Annotated in this window: 16 protein-coding genes; 4 read left to right on the forward strand and 12 right to left on the reverse strand. The window is 56.2% G+C overall.

The features are described 5' to 3' along the window. Window positions 1-118 precede the first annotated feature (118 nt). The 5 genes from gmhB to I9W95_RS06055 all read right to left on the reverse strand — a co-directional run bounded on the left by gmhB (window position 119) and on the right by I9W95_RS06055 (window position 6260). A complete protein-coding gene (gmhB, locus tag I9W95_RS06035) occupies window positions 119-676 on the reverse strand; it encodes a D-glycero-beta-D-manno-heptose 1,7-bisphosphate 7-phosphatase (protein WP_225672881.1) in 558 nt (185 codons plus the stop codon). A gap of 114 nt (window positions 677-790) precedes the next feature. Then, complete coding sequence (gene glyS / locus I9W95_RS06040; protein WP_225672883.1) at window positions 791-2845, reverse strand: glycine--tRNA ligase subunit beta; 2055 nt, start codon at window positions 2843-2845, stop codon at window positions 791-793. Then, a complete protein-coding gene (gene glyQ / locus I9W95_RS06045; RefSeq protein ID WP_225672885.1) occupies window positions 2845-3822 on the reverse strand; it encodes a glycine--tRNA ligase subunit alpha in 978 nt (325 codons plus the stop codon). Before glyQ ends, glyS begins: the two co-directional genes overlap by 1 nt. Window positions 3823-3974: 152 nt before the next feature. Beyond that, on the reverse strand, window positions 3975-4613 hold the full coding sequence (locus I9W95_RS06050) for a sensor histidine kinase (protein ID WP_225672888.1): 639 nt from the start codon (window positions 4611-4613) through the stop codon (window positions 3975-3977). 9 nt (window positions 4614-4622) lie between these two features. Beyond that, window positions 4623-6260 (reverse strand): response regulator, encoded by a 1638-nt coding sequence (locus I9W95_RS06055; protein WP_225672890.1) that lies wholly within the window; start codon window positions 6258-6260, stop codon window positions 4623-4625. Between the two features lie 88 nt (window positions 6261-6348). Between I9W95_RS06055 and I9W95_RS06060 the strand changes: the two genes are divergently transcribed. Continuing rightward, window positions 6349-7290, forward strand: coding sequence for a lysophospholipid acyltransferase family protein (locus I9W95_RS06060; RefSeq protein WP_225672892.1), 942 nt, complete (start codon window positions 6349-6351; stop codon window positions 7288-7290). 17 nt (window positions 7291-7307) lie between these two features. Here I9W95_RS06060 and I9W95_RS06065 read toward each other — a convergent pair whose 3' ends face one another. Genes I9W95_RS06065 through def form a run of 7 tightly spaced genes read right to left on the reverse strand, consistent with a single transcriptional unit; the run spans window position 7308 to window position 13751 of the window. Next, window positions 7308-7493 carry a zf-HC2 domain-containing protein gene (locus I9W95_RS06065; RefSeq protein ID WP_225672914.1) on the reverse strand — a complete coding sequence of 62 codons (186 nt, stop codon included), beginning with the start codon at window positions 7491-7493 and terminating at the stop codon, window positions 7308-7310. After that, window positions 7493-8068: a sigma-70 family RNA polymerase sigma factor gene (locus I9W95_RS06070; protein WP_225672894.1), complete on the reverse strand. Its 576-nt coding sequence runs from the start codon at window positions 8066-8068 to the stop codon at window positions 7493-7495. Before I9W95_RS06070 ends, I9W95_RS06065 begins: the two co-directional genes overlap by 1 nt. Before the next feature lie 2 nt (window positions 8069-8070). After that, window positions 8071-9519: a TrkH family potassium uptake protein gene (locus I9W95_RS06075; protein ID WP_225672897.1), complete on the reverse strand. Its 1449-nt coding sequence runs from the start codon at window positions 9517-9519 to the stop codon at window positions 8071-8073. A gap of 15 nt (window positions 9520-9534) precedes the next feature. Continuing rightward, entirely contained in the window at window positions 9535-10908 is a 1374-nt protein-coding gene (gene trkA, locus I9W95_RS06080; RefSeq protein WP_225672899.1) for a Trk system potassium transporter TrkA, read from the reverse strand. 40 nt (window positions 10909-10948) lie between these two features. Beyond that, window positions 10949-12280 (reverse strand): 16S rRNA (cytosine(967)-C(5))-methyltransferase RsmB, encoded by a 1332-nt coding sequence (gene rsmB, locus I9W95_RS06085; RefSeq protein WP_225672901.1) that lies wholly within the window; start codon window positions 12278-12280, stop codon window positions 10949-10951. Next, on the reverse strand, window positions 12277-13227 hold the full coding sequence (gene fmt, locus I9W95_RS06090) for a methionyl-tRNA formyltransferase (protein ID WP_225672903.1): 951 nt from the start codon (window positions 13225-13227) through the stop codon (window positions 12277-12279). The genes rsmB and fmt overlap by 4 nt, the downstream gene beginning before the upstream one ends. Beyond that, window positions 13227-13751, reverse strand: a complete 525-nt coding sequence (gene def / locus I9W95_RS06095; protein WP_225672906.1) for a peptide deformylase — start codon at window positions 13749-13751, stop codon at window positions 13227-13229. Before def ends, fmt begins: the two co-directional genes overlap by 1 nt. Before the next feature lie 110 nt (window positions 13752-13861). Between def and I9W95_RS06100 the strand changes: the two genes are divergently transcribed. The 3 genes from I9W95_RS06100 to I9W95_RS06110 all read left to right on the forward strand — a co-directional run. Next, the gene (locus I9W95_RS06100; protein WP_225672908.1) at window positions 13862-14902 is read left to right on the forward strand and encodes a LysM peptidoglycan-binding domain-containing protein; all 1041 of its coding nucleotides are present in this window, start codon (window positions 13862-13864) and stop codon (window positions 14900-14902) included. 14 nt (window positions 14903-14916) lie between these two features. Further along, complete coding sequence (gene dprA / locus I9W95_RS06105; RefSeq protein ID WP_225672910.1) at window positions 14917-16005, forward strand: DNA-processing protein DprA; 1089 nt, start codon at window positions 14917-14919, stop codon at window positions 16003-16005. A gap of 154 nt (window positions 16006-16159) precedes the next feature. Continuing rightward, a partial coding sequence (locus I9W95_RS06110; RefSeq protein WP_225672912.1) for a hypothetical protein occupies window positions 16160-16597 on the forward strand: 438 nt, incomplete at its 3' end.

The raw sequence follows: 16597 nt of genomic DNA on the forward strand, positions 1-16597 counted from the left end.
GACGTTTCGGAAGGCCCCTCTATGAGGACAAGGGGCCCGGAATATCCCACAAAAGTTCAAATGAAAATTTGTGGGACACTAGTGGGCAGTCGCCGGCTTTTTTCCAGTTAAGAAAGACTCAGCCTTTTTCTGATGACTGCAGAATAAAATCGGCAAAGGCACTCAGATTATCGAACACCGGCGACCGTTCCAGCCCGGCAGTCTGCGCCAGCTTAGCTTCGCTTTTTGCACCTTTACCAGTACGTACCAGCGCTGTCTGGCAGCCGGCATCACGGCCGGCCTCAAGATCACGAATAGAATCACCCACCATCCAGCTTCCCTGCGCCGATACGCCCAGCTGCTGCTCGATCTGATGGATCAGGCCGGGTAACGGTTTGCGGCAGTCACAGGCATCGTCAGGGCCGTGCGGGCACCAGGCGATGTGAGCAAAGGAACCACCGGCGGCTCCTGCCAGTGCTGTCATTTTAGCGTGCATGGCATCCAGATCATCCTGCGAGAAATAGCCACGGGCCAGACCGCTCTGATTGGTCGCCACAGCGATGGTGTAGCCAGCTTTACACAGCCGGCCAACGGCTTCGGCGCTGCCGGGAATGGCAATCCATTCATCAACGGATTTTACATAGGCGTCTGAGTCTTCATTCAGCACGCCGTCGCGGTCGAGAATAATCAGTTTCATCAGTACTCACAGGCAGGTACTTCACAGTGGAGGCGCAGTATAGCGGATTATAAACAGGCATAAAAAAGCCCGGGTCTGTTGCCAGAGCCGGGCTTTCTGTTCTGAGCTGCTTGATCAGAGCACAGAAATATCCGCGATTCCGATAAACAACCCCTGCAGCTGCTTGAGCAGTGCCAGACGGTTGTTTTTCACGGCTTCGTCGTCGGCCATTACCATGACGTTGTCGAAGAAGCTGTCGACCACGGCGCGCAGACCTGCCAGTTCGGTCAGGGCGGCGCTGTAGTCACCGTTACTCATCAGTGGTGCAACGGCAGCCTGTTTGGCGGCAACCTGTTCGGCCAGCGCTTTTTCTTCGTCGACCGCCAGCAGGGCGTTGTTCACCTCAGCGGTAACGCTGTCGCCGCCGTTTTTGGCGAGGATGTTGGATACACGCTTGTTGGCAGCTGCCAGTGCTTCGGCGGCATCCAGTTTGCTGAAACCGTGAACGGCCTGTACGCGACGGTTGATGTCGAGGGCGTTGGTCACACCCAGGGCACGTACCGACTGGAATACGCCCGCCGGGATGCCTTCATCGGCGTACCAGGCGCTGAAACGATCCAGCATGTATTCAACCAGTGTGGCTTTGGTTTCGGCTTTTGGTGCGGTTGCCCAGTCAGAGTCGATCGCCCATTCGATCAGGTCGCCCAGATCAACGTCGATTTCTTTCTCAACCAGAATACGCAGTACACCCAGCGACGCACGACGCAGAGCAAACGGGTCTTTGGAGCCGGTCGGAATCTGGCCGATACCGAACAGGCCAACCAGACTGTCGAGACGGTCTGCCAGAGCGATCAGAGTACCGGTCTGAGTGGCAGGCAGTTCATCACCGGCGAAGGCAGGCATATACTGTTCAACCATGGCGGCAGCGACGTCAGCGTGTTCGCCATCGTGCTCGGCGTAATATTTACCGGCCAGACCCTGCAGGTCGGTAAATTCAAATACCATGTTGGAAACCAGGTCGTTTTTGCACAGCTGAGCGGCACGTTCAACCAGGGCTTTTTCACCGCCAGCAACGTCGGCAATGCGGGCAGCCAGCTTGCCGATACGGCGAGCTTTATCAGCCACAGTACCCAGCTTGTTCACCCACACCACGTTTTCCAGCTTGGCAAAACGGCTTTCCAACTTCTGCTTACGGTCGGTATCCCAGAAGAAAGCGGCATCGGCCAGACGTGGACGAATCACTTTTTCGTTACCGGAAATCACCTGCGCCGGATCTTTCGATTCGATGTTGGCGATGGTGATGAAGTTTGGCAGCAGTTTGCCGTCTTTCATCACGTGGAAGTATTTCTGGTGCTCTTTCATGGACGACACCAGTGCTTCTGGCGGTACGCGCAGGAAGTCTTCGTCGAAAGAGCCAGCCAGCGCTACCGGCCATTCGTTCAGCGCGGTTACTTCGTCCAGCAGGTCGGCATCAATGATGGCTTCGCCACCCAGCTTCTGACCGGCGGCAGTAACCTGTTCTTTAATCAGTGCCGAGCGCTCGGCAAAGTCTGCCATAACGTAGGCAGCGCGCAGCTTGCCTTCGTATTCGCCAGGTGCGGCGATGGTGATTTCGCCCGGTGCATGGAAACGGTGACCACGGGAGGTGTTACCGGCTTTCAGGCCCAGCACTTCACCTTCAACCACGTCGTTGCCCAGCAGCATCAGCAGCCACTGTACCGGACGCACAAATTCAATGCGCGAAGAACCCCAGCGCATACGCTTAGGAATCGGCAGTTTATCCAGGCTGGTCTGCACGATGGCTGGCAGCAGCTCGGCAGTTTGCTTGCCTGCGATGGTGCGTTGAATCATCAGCTTGCCGTTGTCGCCTGTTTTCAGGTCGGCGGCAGTAGCGCCAGCACGGGCAGCAAAGCCTTCGGCGGCTTTGGTTGGTTTGCCATCAGCATCAAAAGCGATGTTGGCTGGCGGACCGTACAGGGTTTCTTCTTTGTCAGCCTGCTGGGTTTCCAGTGCCGTGATACGCACAGCCAGACGGCGTGGTGCGGCAAATGAAACCACGTCTGTGTAGTTCAGACCGGCTTCTTTCAGGCCATCTTCGATGCCCTGAGTAAAGGCTGCAGACAGGGTTTTCAGCGCCTTCGGTGGCAGCTCTTCGGTACCCAGTTCGACCAGAAAATCTTGCGTGCTCATTACTTCTTCTCCTGGGCTTCTTTCTCGGCTTTCTGGGCTTCGTAGCGAGCCAGAACATCGGCACGGTTGGCTTCGTCGGCCAGCGGAAAGCCTTTTTCGGCGCGGCTGTCGAAGTAAGCCTGAGCCACGGCACGAGCCAGGGTGCGCACGCGCAGAATGTAGCCCTGACGCTCGGTCACCGAAATGGCACCGCGTGCATCCAGCAGGTTAAAGGTGTGCGACGCTTTCAGAACCTGCTCATAGGCTGGCAGCGGCAGGTTGGCTTCGATCAGACGCAGGGCGTCTTTCTCGTACTGGTTGAATGCGGTGAACAGGAAGTCGACATCTGCGTGTTCAAAGTTGTACGCCGACTGTTCCACTTCGTTCTGGTGGAATACGTCGCCGTAGGTTACGGCTTTGCCATCCGGGCCGTAGGTCCATACCAGGTCGTAAACCGAGTCTACTTCCTGCAGGTACATGGCAATACGTTCCAGACCGTAAGTGATCTCACCGGTCACCGGGAAGCATTCCAGACCACCCACTTGCTGGAAGTAAGTGAACTGAGTGACTTCCATACCGTTCAGCCACACTTCCCAGCCCAGGCCCCAGGCACCCAGAGTCGGGGATTCCCAGTTGTCTTCAACGAAGCGCACGTCATGGATGGTGGTATCAATGCCCATGGCTTTCAGGGATTCGAGGTATTTTTCCTGAATATCCACCGGGTTTGGCTTCATCACCACCTGGAACTGGTAGTAGTGCTGCAGACGGTTCGGGTTTTCGCCGTAACGGCCATCGGTTGGACGGCGGCTTGGCTGAACGTAAGCAGAGCTCCAGTTTTCAGGGCCAATGGCGCGCAGGAAAGTCGCGGTGTGGAATGTACCGGCACCCACTTCCATATCGAGGGGTTGGTTAATCACACAGCCCTGTTCGGACCAGTACTCCTGCAGGGCGGCGATCAGACCCTGAAAGGTTTTGACGTTGTGGCGACTCTGACTCACGGTGGAATTCCTGAATTCTTTGCAGTGCAAATTTAAAAAGACGCCGGATTATAGCAGCGCTGGCGCAGGTTTACAGGGGTTCAGGGCGCGAGCCGGGCGGGATTTGGCTGGCGATTAGTCGCTGTTGCGAGGTAAATCAGCCAGTCTGTCGTTCAGGGCAGGAAAAGGCAGACACAGGCGCCGCCTCGTGGACGGTTGCTGATATCGACCCGGCCCAGTAATTCGCCCTGATTGTGGTGTTCGGCAATCAGCTGCACAAAGTACAGCCCGAGTCCGGTGCCTTCTTCCTTGGTGGTTTCACGCTGGCCACTCAGTACGTCGTCGTCAAAGCCGTGGCCGTTGTCTTCAATGCGGATGGTGAGACCCTCGGAATCGTCCGCCGACAACGTAATTTCTGTGGCGCCGGCCTGAGCGCAGTTGGTAATCAGTGTCACCAGTGCGAGGTTGATCAGTTCTTCGTTGTAGAAGCCCTGGCAGTCATCGCCAATGTTGTTCACAAAGCGGATGGTCGGGTACTGACTACTGGTCGCTTCGATGGCATCGGCCACCGTATCTTTCGGCCAGGCGTCATCCATCGGAAAGTGGGATTTATGTTCCAGCCGGAACAGAGACACCATCTGCATAGTGTCGTTTTTGAGACGACTGGTACGCAGCAGAATCGGCAGCAGATGATTGTGGTAACGCTTGGGAATACGGGCGATGGCTTCCTGTTCATAATCCAGCAGCGCCTGCAGCTGGTTTTTCAGATCGTGGATAACAGCACCGACCAGGTGCTCAAACTTCATGCCCATAAAATGTTCCTAAAATCCCGCTGCCCGTTTCAGGCGCGAGAAGGAGTTGCGCAGCCGTTCATAGCGCTCGAAGCGCTCATCCTGATCCCCCATCGGACCAATACGCTGAAAATAGCGGTGACAGTCCTTCAGGTGCGATACGTCTACCTGGGTATTTTCGATAAGACTGATCTTCGCCTGAATGGCATTCAGTAATACGCTGATACCGGCCTCTTCGTAGCTCGCCGCTTCGTCAAAAACCTTGACCGCTTCAACGTATTCAGACTTTTCATAATGACGCACGCCACGATCGTTAAGTTCCGCGGTGTACTCGCGAATGGCCACTCGGTTGAGGCTGTCTTCCAGCAGCTGTAGTTTCTCAATGCCATCATTTTCCAGGCCTTCGGCCCTGAGCTTTTTAATCAGTTTTTTCGCCTTAACGTGCTGACTGGTATCAATGAAGGCTTCGGTCATCTGCAATTTATGCTCGCTGGTGGCGTTTGGCATCTGCGCCAGCAGTTCTTCGGCGCGATTGGCAGAAGCCCGCGCTTTGTCTTCGTTTTTCAGTACGCCGTAGGTTTTGCCTTCAACAATGCAGGTTTCAAACATTACCGCACGCTGGCCAGCATAATCCTGACGCAACTCTTCGATTGCCTTAAATGCTCTATCGGCACGAGCTCGCTGTTCGCGACTGTCACCGGGCTTAAGCAGCTGGCGCGCGCACTGAGCAAATTGCAGGTAGTTTTTCGACGACTTGTAACAGGAGTGGCGGCCGAGTTTCATCGCCTGTTCAAAGGCTGCTTCCGCCACCGGGAAATCGCCGTTTTCGTAGGCAATACGCCCCAGTTCCATTTGCCGCAATACCGCTTTGGGTGAAATGGTGACGGCTTTCTGCAGCTGCTTCTGCGCTTCCTCGTTACGTCCCAGCGAGCGCAGAATGCGGGCACTCCAGTCATAGCACTGCACATACAGAGGGTGGGCAATCAGGGTCTGATCAATCAGCGCCAATGCACTTTTGGAATCGCCCAGATAATGGATGCAGATAGCCTGCCCCAGACGGGCCCAGGAGATAGATCGGTTATTCAGCAGCGAGGAATAAATACCCAGTGCATCCTGATAACGTTTCTCACGGATATAGAGCTTGCCCAGAGAACGGGTCAGCGGCAGCAGCAACTTTTTGTTTTTACCGAGCAGGGATTCAGCACGACTGATCGCCAGCATGTTATCGCGTGCATCGATGGCCTCGTCCACCGGCTGCAGTTGTTCCTTAATGGTCATGATGCGGATCAGGCGTTCGCGCAGCATGTTGAGGGTAAAGGGTTTGGTAATGTAATTATCGGGCTCGTATTCCAGCGCGCCCATCACCATATCGAGGGCGTTTTCACCGGTAACCAGAATAAACAGGGCGCTGGCCCGCAGGCGGTTGGCGTAGCGCGCTTCTTCGAGAATCTGCTGGCCGTCCTTGCCTTTACCCAGGTTGTAGTCGGACAACACGATGTCGTAGTCACGATCCATGATGAACTCGATCGCTTCCCGACCGTCGGTGGCTGTATCCGGTTGCGATGCGCCGAGAATCGTCAGCATCTTTTTCAGAGAGCTGCGCGCTTCTACCAGGTCATCCACAATCAGGATGCGCTTGTCGCGCAGGGCATGTTCCAGATTGATCATTGCAGGCGTGTGTAAAGTCGATGGTAATCTGAGTCTAGCAGAGCAACACACTCATGCCGGAAATGAGTGTGTTGCTCTGGTGCTGCAAATGGTTACACTGCGGTTCCCGAAAAGGAGTCGTGTTGTGAAATCGTTGCTTGGTTATCTGATGATCGGTCTGGTCAAATTACTTGGCCTGGTTCCCCTGAGCGCCGCCCAGAAAGTGGGCACTGGCATTGGCAATATGCTGTGGAAGCGTCGTACGCGCTCCCGTGAAGTTGCGCGGGTGAATCTGGCACTGTGCTATCCCGATATGGGCGAGGCCGAACGTGAAACCTTTATTCACGAGACGCTGAAAGAGAACGGCAAGATTGCTGCCGAGCTCGGTCCTATGTGGAGCTATGACCCGGAAAAGACCTACGGCCTGATTCGCAACGTTTACGGCGAAGATATTCTGGATGCCGCCATTGCCGACAAACGCGGTCTGATCCTACTGGCTCCCCACCTGGGCAACTGGGAAATCATTAACAATTACATATCGAAGAAATGCCCGATCACCATTATGTATCGCCCGGCGAAAAGTACGAGCTTCAACAAATGGATGGTGACCCGGCGTGAACATGTCGGCTGTAAGTTGGTGCCTACTACCCGCGCAGGCGTGAAATCGTTGTTCGATGCGCTGAATAACGGTGAAATGATCGGCTTCCTGCCAGATCAGGAACCACGCGAGAAAAGCGGTGTATGGGCGCCGTTTATGGGAGTCGAAACCCTCACGCCAAAACTGCCACACGAAATGCTGCAGAAAACCGGTGCTCAGGCTATTTATGGTTTTGCCAAGCGCCTGCCTGATGCTTTAGGGTTTGACCTGTATTTCCTCTCGGTGGATGACGATCTGTACGATGCCGATCCGCGTGTCTGCGCCACTTCGATGAATCGCGGTATTGAGACGTGCATTGGCTATTGCCGGGAGCAGTATCAGTGGACCTACAAGCGCTTCAAGCGTCGACCGGATGGTGAGAACAACCCCTATAAAGAAGCCGGAGTGCCGTGATTATCAGCGACAGCGATCTACTGGTCGCTGTTGTCGTTTGGGCGGGAGGCTTTTGTAAGCTGGCGCAGCACAGTCATCTGTTCGCCAAAGCGGCGGCAGCCGGAACACATCACGGTGTGAAATTTCAGTTCAGTTTTTTCTTTCAGGTTCAGCGGCCGTTCCTGAGCTTCTGACATCAGGCGCGTCGCCTGTTCGCAGTTCATCACGCGGACGTCCCTCCGTTAAACCAATTGCCTTCAAGGCACTGGCGTAGTTTCAGACGGGCACGGTAGAGCAGAACGTGCAGATTGCTGGTGCTCAGCGCCAGTGATTCGCAGATCTCGTCGCTGCTGAGTTCAATAAATTCACGCATCATGAATACCCGTGCCTGCTCGGCCGGCAGTCCTTCGAGACAGGTGTCAAACACCCGCCAGAAATGCTGGTCGTGGATCTGACGCTCGGGGGCATCCCAGCGCTGCGGTGAACTGTGGCTCTGCCAGTGACCTTTGTTATTGAATTGGTCGTCGCCACTACCGCATTCCTTACACTCATCGTCAAAACTTTCCAGCTCCGGCTGGCGGTAGCGATTGCGCAGGGCGTCTGCGATCTTGTTTTTCAGGATGGCAAATACCCAGGTTTGCAGGCTGGCAGCGCGGGCAAAAGCGTCGGCATTTTTCAGCGCCCCGGCCAGTGCTTCCTGTACCACATCCTCAGCCAGGGCGTCGTCACTGAGTTGCAGTCGGGCAAAGCTCAGCATCTTATCGCGCAGGGTCTGAAGTTCGCTGGCAGCCAGATCCATACTCAGTTTCTCCAGAAGGTCGGGCTGAGCAGCACCAGCAGAGTGAAAATCTCCAGACGACCGAGCAGCATGGTCAGTGCCAGCAGCCATTTGGCGGTGTCGGAAATATTGCCGTAGTGTGCGGCCACATCACCCAGACCGGGGCCGAGGTTATTGAGGCAGGAGCCGACGGCAGAAAAAGCGGTTACCTGATCCAGCCCGGTGGCCATCAGTGCCAGCATCATCACCATAAAGGTGACGATGTACATGGCGAAAAAGCCCCAGACGGCATCAAGAATGCGGTCTGGTACCGCACGGCGGCCAAGCTTCACAGGAATCACAGCATTGGGATGAATCAGACGGCGGATCTCTCGCACGCCCTGCTTATAGATCAGCAGCACCCGGATTACTTTCATACCGCCACCGGTGGACCCGGTGCAGCCACCGATAAACGCCATCATAAACAGCAGTACCGGCAGGAATACCGGCCAGACGGAGAAGTCTGAGGTGCCGAAGCCGGCTGTGGTGGCTACAGAAACGAGCTCAAACAGACCATAGCGCACAGAGTTGGCGAAGTCGTAAGTATCGGTGTACCACAGTGCGGAAATGGTCATCAGCGCGCCGCCGCTGAGTACCAGGAAGAAAAACTTCAGCTCTGAGTCTGACCAGTAATGGCTCAGAGTATGGTTACGCCAGGCATAGAAGTGCAGCGAGAAATTGAGGCCAGCAATCAGCATAAAGAAGATGGCAATGCCTTCAATCAGCGGGCTGTTGAAGTAACCAATGGAAGCATCGTAGGTGGAGAAGCCGCCGATACCAATGGTTGCCATACTATGGGCAAAGGCATCAAACATACTCATACCGGCAGCCCAGTAGGCCAGACCACAGGCGATGGTCAGAAACAGGTAGATGTACCACAGCGCCTTGGCGGTTTCGGCAATACGAGGCGTCAGCTTGGAATCTTTCATCGGCCCCGGCATTTCCGCGCGGTAGAGCTGCATACCACCAATGCCGAGCATCGGCAGAATGGCGACGGCCAGTACGATAATCCCCATGCCACCCATCCACTGCAGTTGCTGGCGATACCAGAGAATGGATTTCGGCAGGTGCTCCAGGCCGGTCATCACCGTGGCGCCTGTGGTCGTCCAGCCGGACAACGACTCGAAAAAGGCGTCGGCGAAGCTCAGTCCGGGGTTGGTGGAAATCATAAACGGCAGCGTGCCCGCGAGCCCAAGCGTCAGCCAGAACAGTGCTGCAATCAGGAAGCCGTCGCGGTTACGCAGCTCCTGACGCACGGCACGCACCGGCAACCAGCTGGTGAAACCGATACCAAAAATCAGAATCATCGCCAGCAGGAAAGCTTCTGTGGCGCCATCGTTGTAATACATCGAGACCAGAATCGGCGGCAGCATGGTGATGCTGAACAACATCAGAAAGATACCGAGAATCCGGGCAATGACCGTCAGGTGCATAGGTGCTTCCGTGCCTCAGAAGAAGCCAAGACCAACCTGGAACAGACGCTCCACATCGGCAATATGCTTCTTGTTCATCACAAACAGAATGACGTGATCGTCGGTTTCGACCACTACTTCTGAGCTGGCCATGATCACATCCTCGCCGCGCACGATGGCACCAATGGTGGTACCCGGTGGCAGTTTGATTTCACGGATCTTGCGACCAATAACCTTGGACGAGCGGCTGTCGCCATGAGCAATCGCTTCAATGGCCTCGGCCGCGCCACGGCGCAGTGAGTGAACGTTTACTACGTCTCCACGGCGCACGTGGGTTAACAGACTGCCAATGGTGGCCTGTTGCGGCGAGAGTGCCACGTCGACCATGCCGCCCTGTACCAGATCCACATAGGCGGCCTTGTTGATGAGGGTGATCACCTTACGCGCGCCCAGTCGTTTGGCCAGCAGCGATGACATAATGTTTACTTCATCGTCGTTGGTCAGAGCGCAGAATACGTCGGTGCTGTCGATGTTCTCTTCTTCCATCAGCGCCTTATCGGTGGCGCTGCCGAGCAGGACAACGGTGCGGTTCAGGTTCTCACTGAGGAACTGAGAACGCTCCATGCCGTGCTCGATGATTTTCATCTGGTAATTCTTTTCCAGCGCCTTGGCCAGGCGGTAGCCAATGTTGCCGCCGCCAGCGATCATCACTCGCTTGTAAGAATCTTCTTCCCGGCGAAGTTCACTCATCACCTTACGGATATGCTCTCGGGCGGCGACAAAGAACACTTCGTCATCGGCTTCAATGAGGGTGTCGCCGGTTGGCTCGATGGCTTTATTGCGACGGAACACTGCGGCCACACGAGCATCGATATTGGGCAGATGGTTTTTCAGTTCGCTGATGGCCTGGCCGACCAGCGGGCCGCCATAATAGGCTTTCACTGCAACCAGCTGGGCGCGGCCGTCGGCAAAGTCCATCACCTGCAGTGCGCCCGGGTATTGCAGCAGACGGCTGATGTAATTGGTAACGACCTGTTCGGGGGAAATCAGTACATCGATGGGGAAGGCGTCGTTGTTGAACAACTCCGATTGCTTCAGGTACTGCCCGGTGCGGATACGACTGATCTTGGTGGGGGTGCGAAACAGGGTGTAGGCCACCTGACAGGCGACCATGTTGGTTTCGTCCGAGTTGGTCACCGCGATCAGCATGTCGGCGTCGTCAGCACCGGCCTCGCGCAGGATATTCGGGTAGGAACCACGGCCCAGTACGGTTTTGATATCGATACGGTCCTGCAGTTCACGCAGACGATCCGAGTCGGTATCGACAACGGTAATGTCGTTCTGCTCGTTCGCCAGGTTCTCGGCCAGAGAGCCGCCGACCTGGCCGGCTCCGAGAATAATAATCTTCATACGGTTTCAGCACCTCAGACCGGCGGTGGCCGGTCTGCTATTAGCTCTGCCTGGTAAGCAAAGCGTAGAAAAACCCGTCGTGGCTGTCCTGTTGGGGCAGCAACTGTCGCCCGGCATTACAGGCTTTTCCCCATGAAAAGTCCAGTTTCTCAACCTGAGCGTCTTTTGTCCGTTCTACGAAGGCAGCAATCTGCTCGCTGTTTTCCTGCGGCAGTACCGAACAGGTGGCATACAACAGACGACCACCCGGCTTCAGCACAGACCATGCGGTATCCAGCAGGCGTGCCTGAACCGCTACCAGCTGGTCGATATCTTCGCGGCGGCGCAACAGTTTGATATCCGGATGACGGCGAATCACACCGGTAGCAGAGCAGGGAGCATCGAGCAGAATGGCATCGAAGGCCTGTCTGTCCCACCAGGCTTCGGTATCGGCCATATCAGCACACACCACTTCGGCCTGCAGCTGCAGGCGTTCGAGGTTTTCATGCACGCGGCCCAGACGGCTTTCTTCCAGATCCAGCGCCACGACACTGGCATCGGCCTGTTCCAGCAGGGCGCAGGTTTTGCCCCCTGGCGCAGCGCAGGCATCAAGAATGCGTTCGCCAGCGGCGGGTTGCAGCAACTGTGCAGCCAGCTGTGCAGCTTCGTCCTGCACGCTGATATCGCCATCGGCAAAGCCCGGCAGCTGAGTGACATCGCACGACTCAGCGAGGTAAATACCGACGTCGCTGAACGGCGCAGGGCGTGCCTCGATACCGGCAGCAGTCAGCCGTTGCAGGTAGGCTTCGCGGCTGCCGTGACGACGGTTAACCCGCAGACACAGCGGTGGCCGCTGGTTGTTCTGTTGCAGAATGGTGTCGCACTCATCCGGCCAGGCCTTGCTGAGCATTTTTACCAGCCATTTCGGGTGGCTGCTGGCGGTGACCGGGTTGTCATCCAGCGGTGGCAGCAGCGTTTCGTACTCACGGCCATAACGGCGCAGGCAAGCGTTGATGACTGGTTTGGCGTAGCCTTTGCCCAACTCCTCGCACACTTCAACGGTGGCGTGAACTGCCGCATGGGGGGCTTTTTCCTGCACGCTGAGCTGATACAAACCGAGAATAAGCAGCGCTTGCAGATCCTGATCTTCTTCACCGAACGGGTGCTTAAGCAGCATTTTGGCCAGTGCGTTCATGCGCTGATAGTGGCGGCAGCTGCCCAGTACCAGATCGCGCAGAAAGGCGCGGTCATCGGCACTGACACGTTGCTCCAGCGGAGGCAGGCACTGATTCAGTGACTGACCTTTCAGAACACCAGCCAGAGCCAGAGCGGCTGCACGGCGGGCGCTCAGATCGCTGTTGTTGCTCCCCCAGGGAGACACTGCGCCGCTCAAAGCTGACTCGCCAGCATGTGATTAGGCTGAAACAGGTGCGGGTGGCCGAGAATCACTTCGGCAACCGACATGGCTTTCTTGCCCGGCATCTGTACCCGGGTAATCAGCAGCACGCCTTCAGCACAGGCGACTTCCAGACCTTTGGCGCTGACATTGGCAATGGTGCCCGGCAACAGGTGGGTAGTTTTTTCCACTGGTTCGGCCATCAGTACGCGGATGCGTTCGTCGCCGAGCAGGGTGTAAGCCATCGGGAACGGATTGAAGGCACGCACGCGCAACGCCAGTTCTTCTGCTGGCTGACTCCAGTCGATCAGGGCTTCTTCCTTAAGTAGCTTGTGCGCGTAGTTGGCCAGTGCGTCGTTCTGTTTTTCCGGTTTGAGAGTGCCGTTCTCGACATCATTCAGCGTAACCAGCAGAGCGCCTGGGCCCATATCGGCCAGACGGTCGTGCAGTGTGCCGCCGGTGTCGTCGGCGAGAATGCCGGTGGTGACCTTACTCAGCATGTCACCGGTATCCAGACCTGCATCCATCTGCATGATGGTGATGCCGGTCATTTTGTCACCAGCTTCGATACAACGTTGAATCGGAGCCGCACCGCGCCAGCGTGGCAGCAGCGAGGCGTGCACATTCAGACAGCCGAACTTCGGCGCATCAAGCACGCTTTGCGGCAGAATCAGGCCGTAGGCAACCACTACCATCACGTCGGCATTGAACGCTTTGAGCTGCTCTACGTCGGCCGGGTCTTTGAAATTCAGTGGCTGGCAGACGTCGATGTTGTGCTCCAGCGCGACCTGCTTTACCGGGCTGGGCTGCAGCTTCTTGCCACGGCCAGCGGGGCGGTCGGGTTGGGTGTAGACACCCACCACTTCGTGCCCGGATTCAATCAGGGCCTGCAGATGAACTGCAGCAAATTCCGGGGTTCCGGCAAACAGAACGCGCAGCGCCATCAGTTCTTACCTTTATTACGAGCTTCGAGCTTGTGTTTCTTTTCCAGCTTGTCTTTGATGCGGTTACGCTTCAGCGGCGAGATGTAATCGACCATCAGTTTGCCTTCGAGGTGATCGACCTCGTGCTGAATGCACACCGCCAGCAGGCCGCGGCATTCCAGCTCAAACGCATTACCGTCACGGTCGAGGGCTTTTACCAGACAGTGTTCGATACGGGTAACGTCTTCATAGAAGCCCGGAACCGACAGACAACCTTCCTGCATGGTTTCCATTTCGCCTTCCAGCACGGTGATTTCCGGGTTGATAAACACCAGCGGCTCTGACTTATCTTCCGATACGTCGATGGTGATGATGCGCTCGTGCACATTCACCTGGGTGGCTGCCAGACCGATGCCCGGGGCGTCGTACATGGTGTCGAACATGTCGTCGATAATCTGACGTACACGGTCGTCAACCTCCGCCACAGCTGCTGCTTTGGTGCGTAAACGGGGGTCCGGGTATTCTAAAATCTCGAGTAAGGCCATAGAGTTGAGTACTTTTATAGAAACGAGTGGTCCTGACTTGCTAAGATGCTGGTCAGGCAGTGAATTTCAAAGCGCGATTGCCAATCCGCTAATGATAAAGGGAATACAGGATGAGCAAAACCATCAAGGGCATTCTGCTGGCTGGTTTGATGGGCCTTTCGGCTGGTGCATGGGCGCTGGATCTGAAACCTGATGCACCACAGCGTTACGTTGTGAAAAAAGGCGACACCCTCTGGGGGATCTCCGAACGCTTTACCAATGATGCCTGGCAGTGGCCGGAAATCTGGTATCAGAACGAACAGATTAAAGACCCTCACCTGATTTTCCCCGGCGATGAACTGGGCCTGATTCAGGTCGGTGGGCAAACACGGGTTACCGTAACCAAGCGTGGTGAAGCCAGCCGAACCGTGAAGCTGCAGCCAACCGCCCGTATCGAACCGATTGAATCCGCTATTCCGGCAATCCCTGTCGATGCTATACGCAGCTTCCTGCGTGATAACCGCGTAGTTGCTCCTGTTGTACTGGATAAGGCGCCACGCGTTCTGGCCGGTACTGACAAGCGTATCCTGATGGGCGCTGGCGGTAAGGTTTATGGCCGCGGTGATTTCGGCCCGGAAGTGGCTGCTGCGTATGGCATCTTCCGTAAAGGTCAGGTGTACCGCGATCCGGAAACCGATGAGATTCTCGGTCTGGAAGCCACTGAAATCGGTCTTGGCCGTGTGGTTGCACAGAAAGACGACATCGTGACGCTGGAACTGGAACGCACCAATCAGCAGGTAGCCATTGGCGATGCGCTGCTGCCTACCGAAGATCGTGACCTGATTGCTAACTTCTATCCGAAAGCACCGGATGCACCGGTTTCCGGTCAGATTCTGGCGGTAAACGGCGGTGTTAATAATGTTGGTCAGTACGATGTCGTGGTGATTAACCGTGGTCTGCGAGATGGTCTGGCACCCGGTTCGGTACTGAACGTGATGAAAGCTGGTGAGATTGTTTATGACCGCGTAGCGGCACAGAAAGTCCGCCTGCCGGAAGAGCGCGCCGGAAGCCTGATGGTATTCCGTGCGTTCGAGAAAATGTCTTACGGCCTGATCATGCGCGCCTCCCGTGCTTTGCGAGTTGGCGATAAGGTCGAAAACCCGAACAACTGATTCAGGACATCTCTATGCTCAGGGACGAGCTGTTACTGGCCTGGTGGCGACTGTCGAAGTTGCCCGGGCTGGGCAATGTCACGCTTAATGAAATCCGCCAGCAACTGACGAAGCCAGCGGAACTTCTGACTCTTACCCGTGAACAGCTGCAGGTCCTCGGCCTCAGTGCTGAAGCCGCCGAGCGCTGGCTGACGGATGACTCATTGTCTGCAGGTTTTGAACTGCTGCGCGACTGGCGTCATCACAACCGCTGTGGCGTGCTGCTGGCCGGCATGGATCCTTATCCGCAAGCGCTGGCCGCAACCCGCGATGCGCCACTGTTCCTCTACTATCACGGTGATCTGGAAGCACTCAAGCAGCCTATGGTGGCCCTGGTGGGCAGCCGCAATCCGACGCCCTATGGCCTGGAGTGGGCGCAAAGCTGTGCGTCGTCACTGGCAGCGGCGGGTATTACCGTGGTCAGCGGTCTGGCACTGGGTATCGATGGTGCCGCTCATCAGGGGGCATTGAGCGGCGGACGTACCATTGCTGTGCTTGGCAGCGGTCTGGATGTGATTTACCCGCAGCGTCATCTGGGGTTAGCCCAGATGGTAATGCAGAAAGGCCTGCTGCTGTCGGAGTTTCCTCCCGGTACACAACCTAAACCTGAGCATTTTCCCTCACGTAATCGTATTGTCAGCGGCCTCAGTCTGGGCGTGGTGGTGGTCGAGGCGGCGCAGAAAAGCGGCTCACTGATTACCGCTCGTCTGGCCGCCGAGCAGGGCCGCGAAGTATTTGCGCTGCCTGGCGCGGTTACCAACCCTCTCAGTCATGGTTGTCACCAGTTGATTCGCGAAGGCGCTCTGCTGGTGCAGAACGCTGATGAAATCCGCCAGGAACTGGGGTTGCAGGACGGACTGACAGCTCAGGTGGCACTGGCGCTTGAACCGGCAGCAACTGGCGTGCCGGCACTGGTCAATCATATCGACTACAGCATGACAGCCACCGATGTTATTGCCATCCGCTCGGCACTGACCATTGCCGAGCTGCTGCCACAGCTGCTCGATCTGGAACTCAGTGGCTGGCTGCGCCAGGTACCGGGTGGCTATATGCGGCTGAAATGACAGCGTCAGACTACGACGCCGAACGGCTAGTGATAAATCAGTAAATTCAGCGCTCGTCAGGAAGACGGCCGCGTAAACAACCGCGGCACATGTACAATGCCGCTGCCTGCCAAGCAGGCCACATGGACAATGACTCCCAGCAAGGAATGCTTTAGTGAATAACCCCGCACTTATTCTGCTTTCACTCGTCTGTTTGCTGACAGGCACTCAGGTACTCGCTGCCGATGGCCGCAGTGATTACGATCTGGACGATGATGGTCTGATCGAAATTAATGACCTGGCCGACCTCAATGAAATCCGCAACAACCTGGATGGCACATCACTCTATGGCAACAGTACCGGCTGCCCGGCTGGTGGTTGTAACGGCTTTGAGCTGACGGCAGATCTGAACTTCGACACCAACGGCGATGGCCAGATGAATGCACTGGATGACTGGTGGAATAACGGAGAAGGCTGGCAGCCGATTGGCAGTTATTCCACCCCCTTCATCACTACTTTTGATGGTCGTGGTCATCAGATCAGGAATCTCTGGATTAATAGGCCTGGCTCTAACTATTCAGGTTTATTCGCTTCTGTACGAGAAGCCCGTTTG

The organism is Thalassolituus marinus, assembly GCF_020320395.1.
Classification (GTDB): domain Bacteria; phylum Pseudomonadota; class Gammaproteobacteria; order Pseudomonadales; family Oceanobacteraceae; genus Venatoribacter; species Venatoribacter marinus.

Bases quoted from the DNA above. Each gene is read 5' to 3' on its own strand.
- gmhB (WP_225672881.1), bottom strand. From the start codon at position 676: ATGAAACTGATTATTCTCGACCGCGACGGCGTGCTGAATGAAGACTCA.
- glyS (WP_225672883.1), bottom strand. From the start codon at position 2,845: ATGAGCACGCAAGATTTTCTGGTCGAACTGGGTACCGAAGAGCTGCCA.
- I9W95_RS06050 (WP_225672888.1), bottom strand. From the start codon at position 4,613: ATGGGCATGAAGTTTGAGCACCTGGTCGGTGCTGTTATCCACGATCTG.
- I9W95_RS06055 (WP_225672890.1), bottom strand. From the start codon at position 6,260: ATGATCAATCTGGAACATGCCCTGCGCGACAAGCGCATCCTGATTGTG.
- I9W95_RS06060 (WP_225672892.1), top strand. From the start codon at position 6,349: ATGGTTACACTGCGGTTCCCGAAAAGGAGTCGTGTTGTGAAATCGTTG.
- I9W95_RS06065 (WP_225672914.1), bottom strand. From the start codon at position 7,493: ATGAACTGCGAACAGGCGACGCGCCTGATGTCAGAAGCTCAGGAACGG.
- I9W95_RS06070 (WP_225672894.1), bottom strand. From the start codon at position 8,068: ATGGATCTGGCTGCCAGCGAACTTCAGACCCTGCGCGATAAGATGCTG.
- I9W95_RS06075 (WP_225672897.1), bottom strand. From the start codon at position 9,519: ATGCACCTGACGGTCATTGCCCGGATTCTCGGTATCTTTCTGATGTTG.
- trkA (WP_225672899.1), bottom strand. From the start codon at position 10,908: ATGAAGATTATTATTCTCGGAGCCGGCCAGGTCGGCGGCTCTCTGGCC.
- fmt (WP_225672903.1), bottom strand. From the start codon at position 13,227: ATGGCGCTGCGCGTTCTGTTTGCCGGAACCCCGGAATTTGCTGCAGTT.
- def (WP_225672906.1), bottom strand. From the start codon at position 13,751: ATGGCCTTACTCGAGATTTTAGAATACCCGGACCCCCGTTTACGCACC.
- I9W95_RS06100 (WP_225672908.1), top strand. From the start codon at position 13,862: ATGAGCAAAACCATCAAGGGCATTCTGCTGGCTGGTTTGATGGGCCTT.
- dprA (WP_225672910.1), top strand. From the start codon at position 14,917: ATGCTCAGGGACGAGCTGTTACTGGCCTGGTGGCGACTGTCGAAGTTG.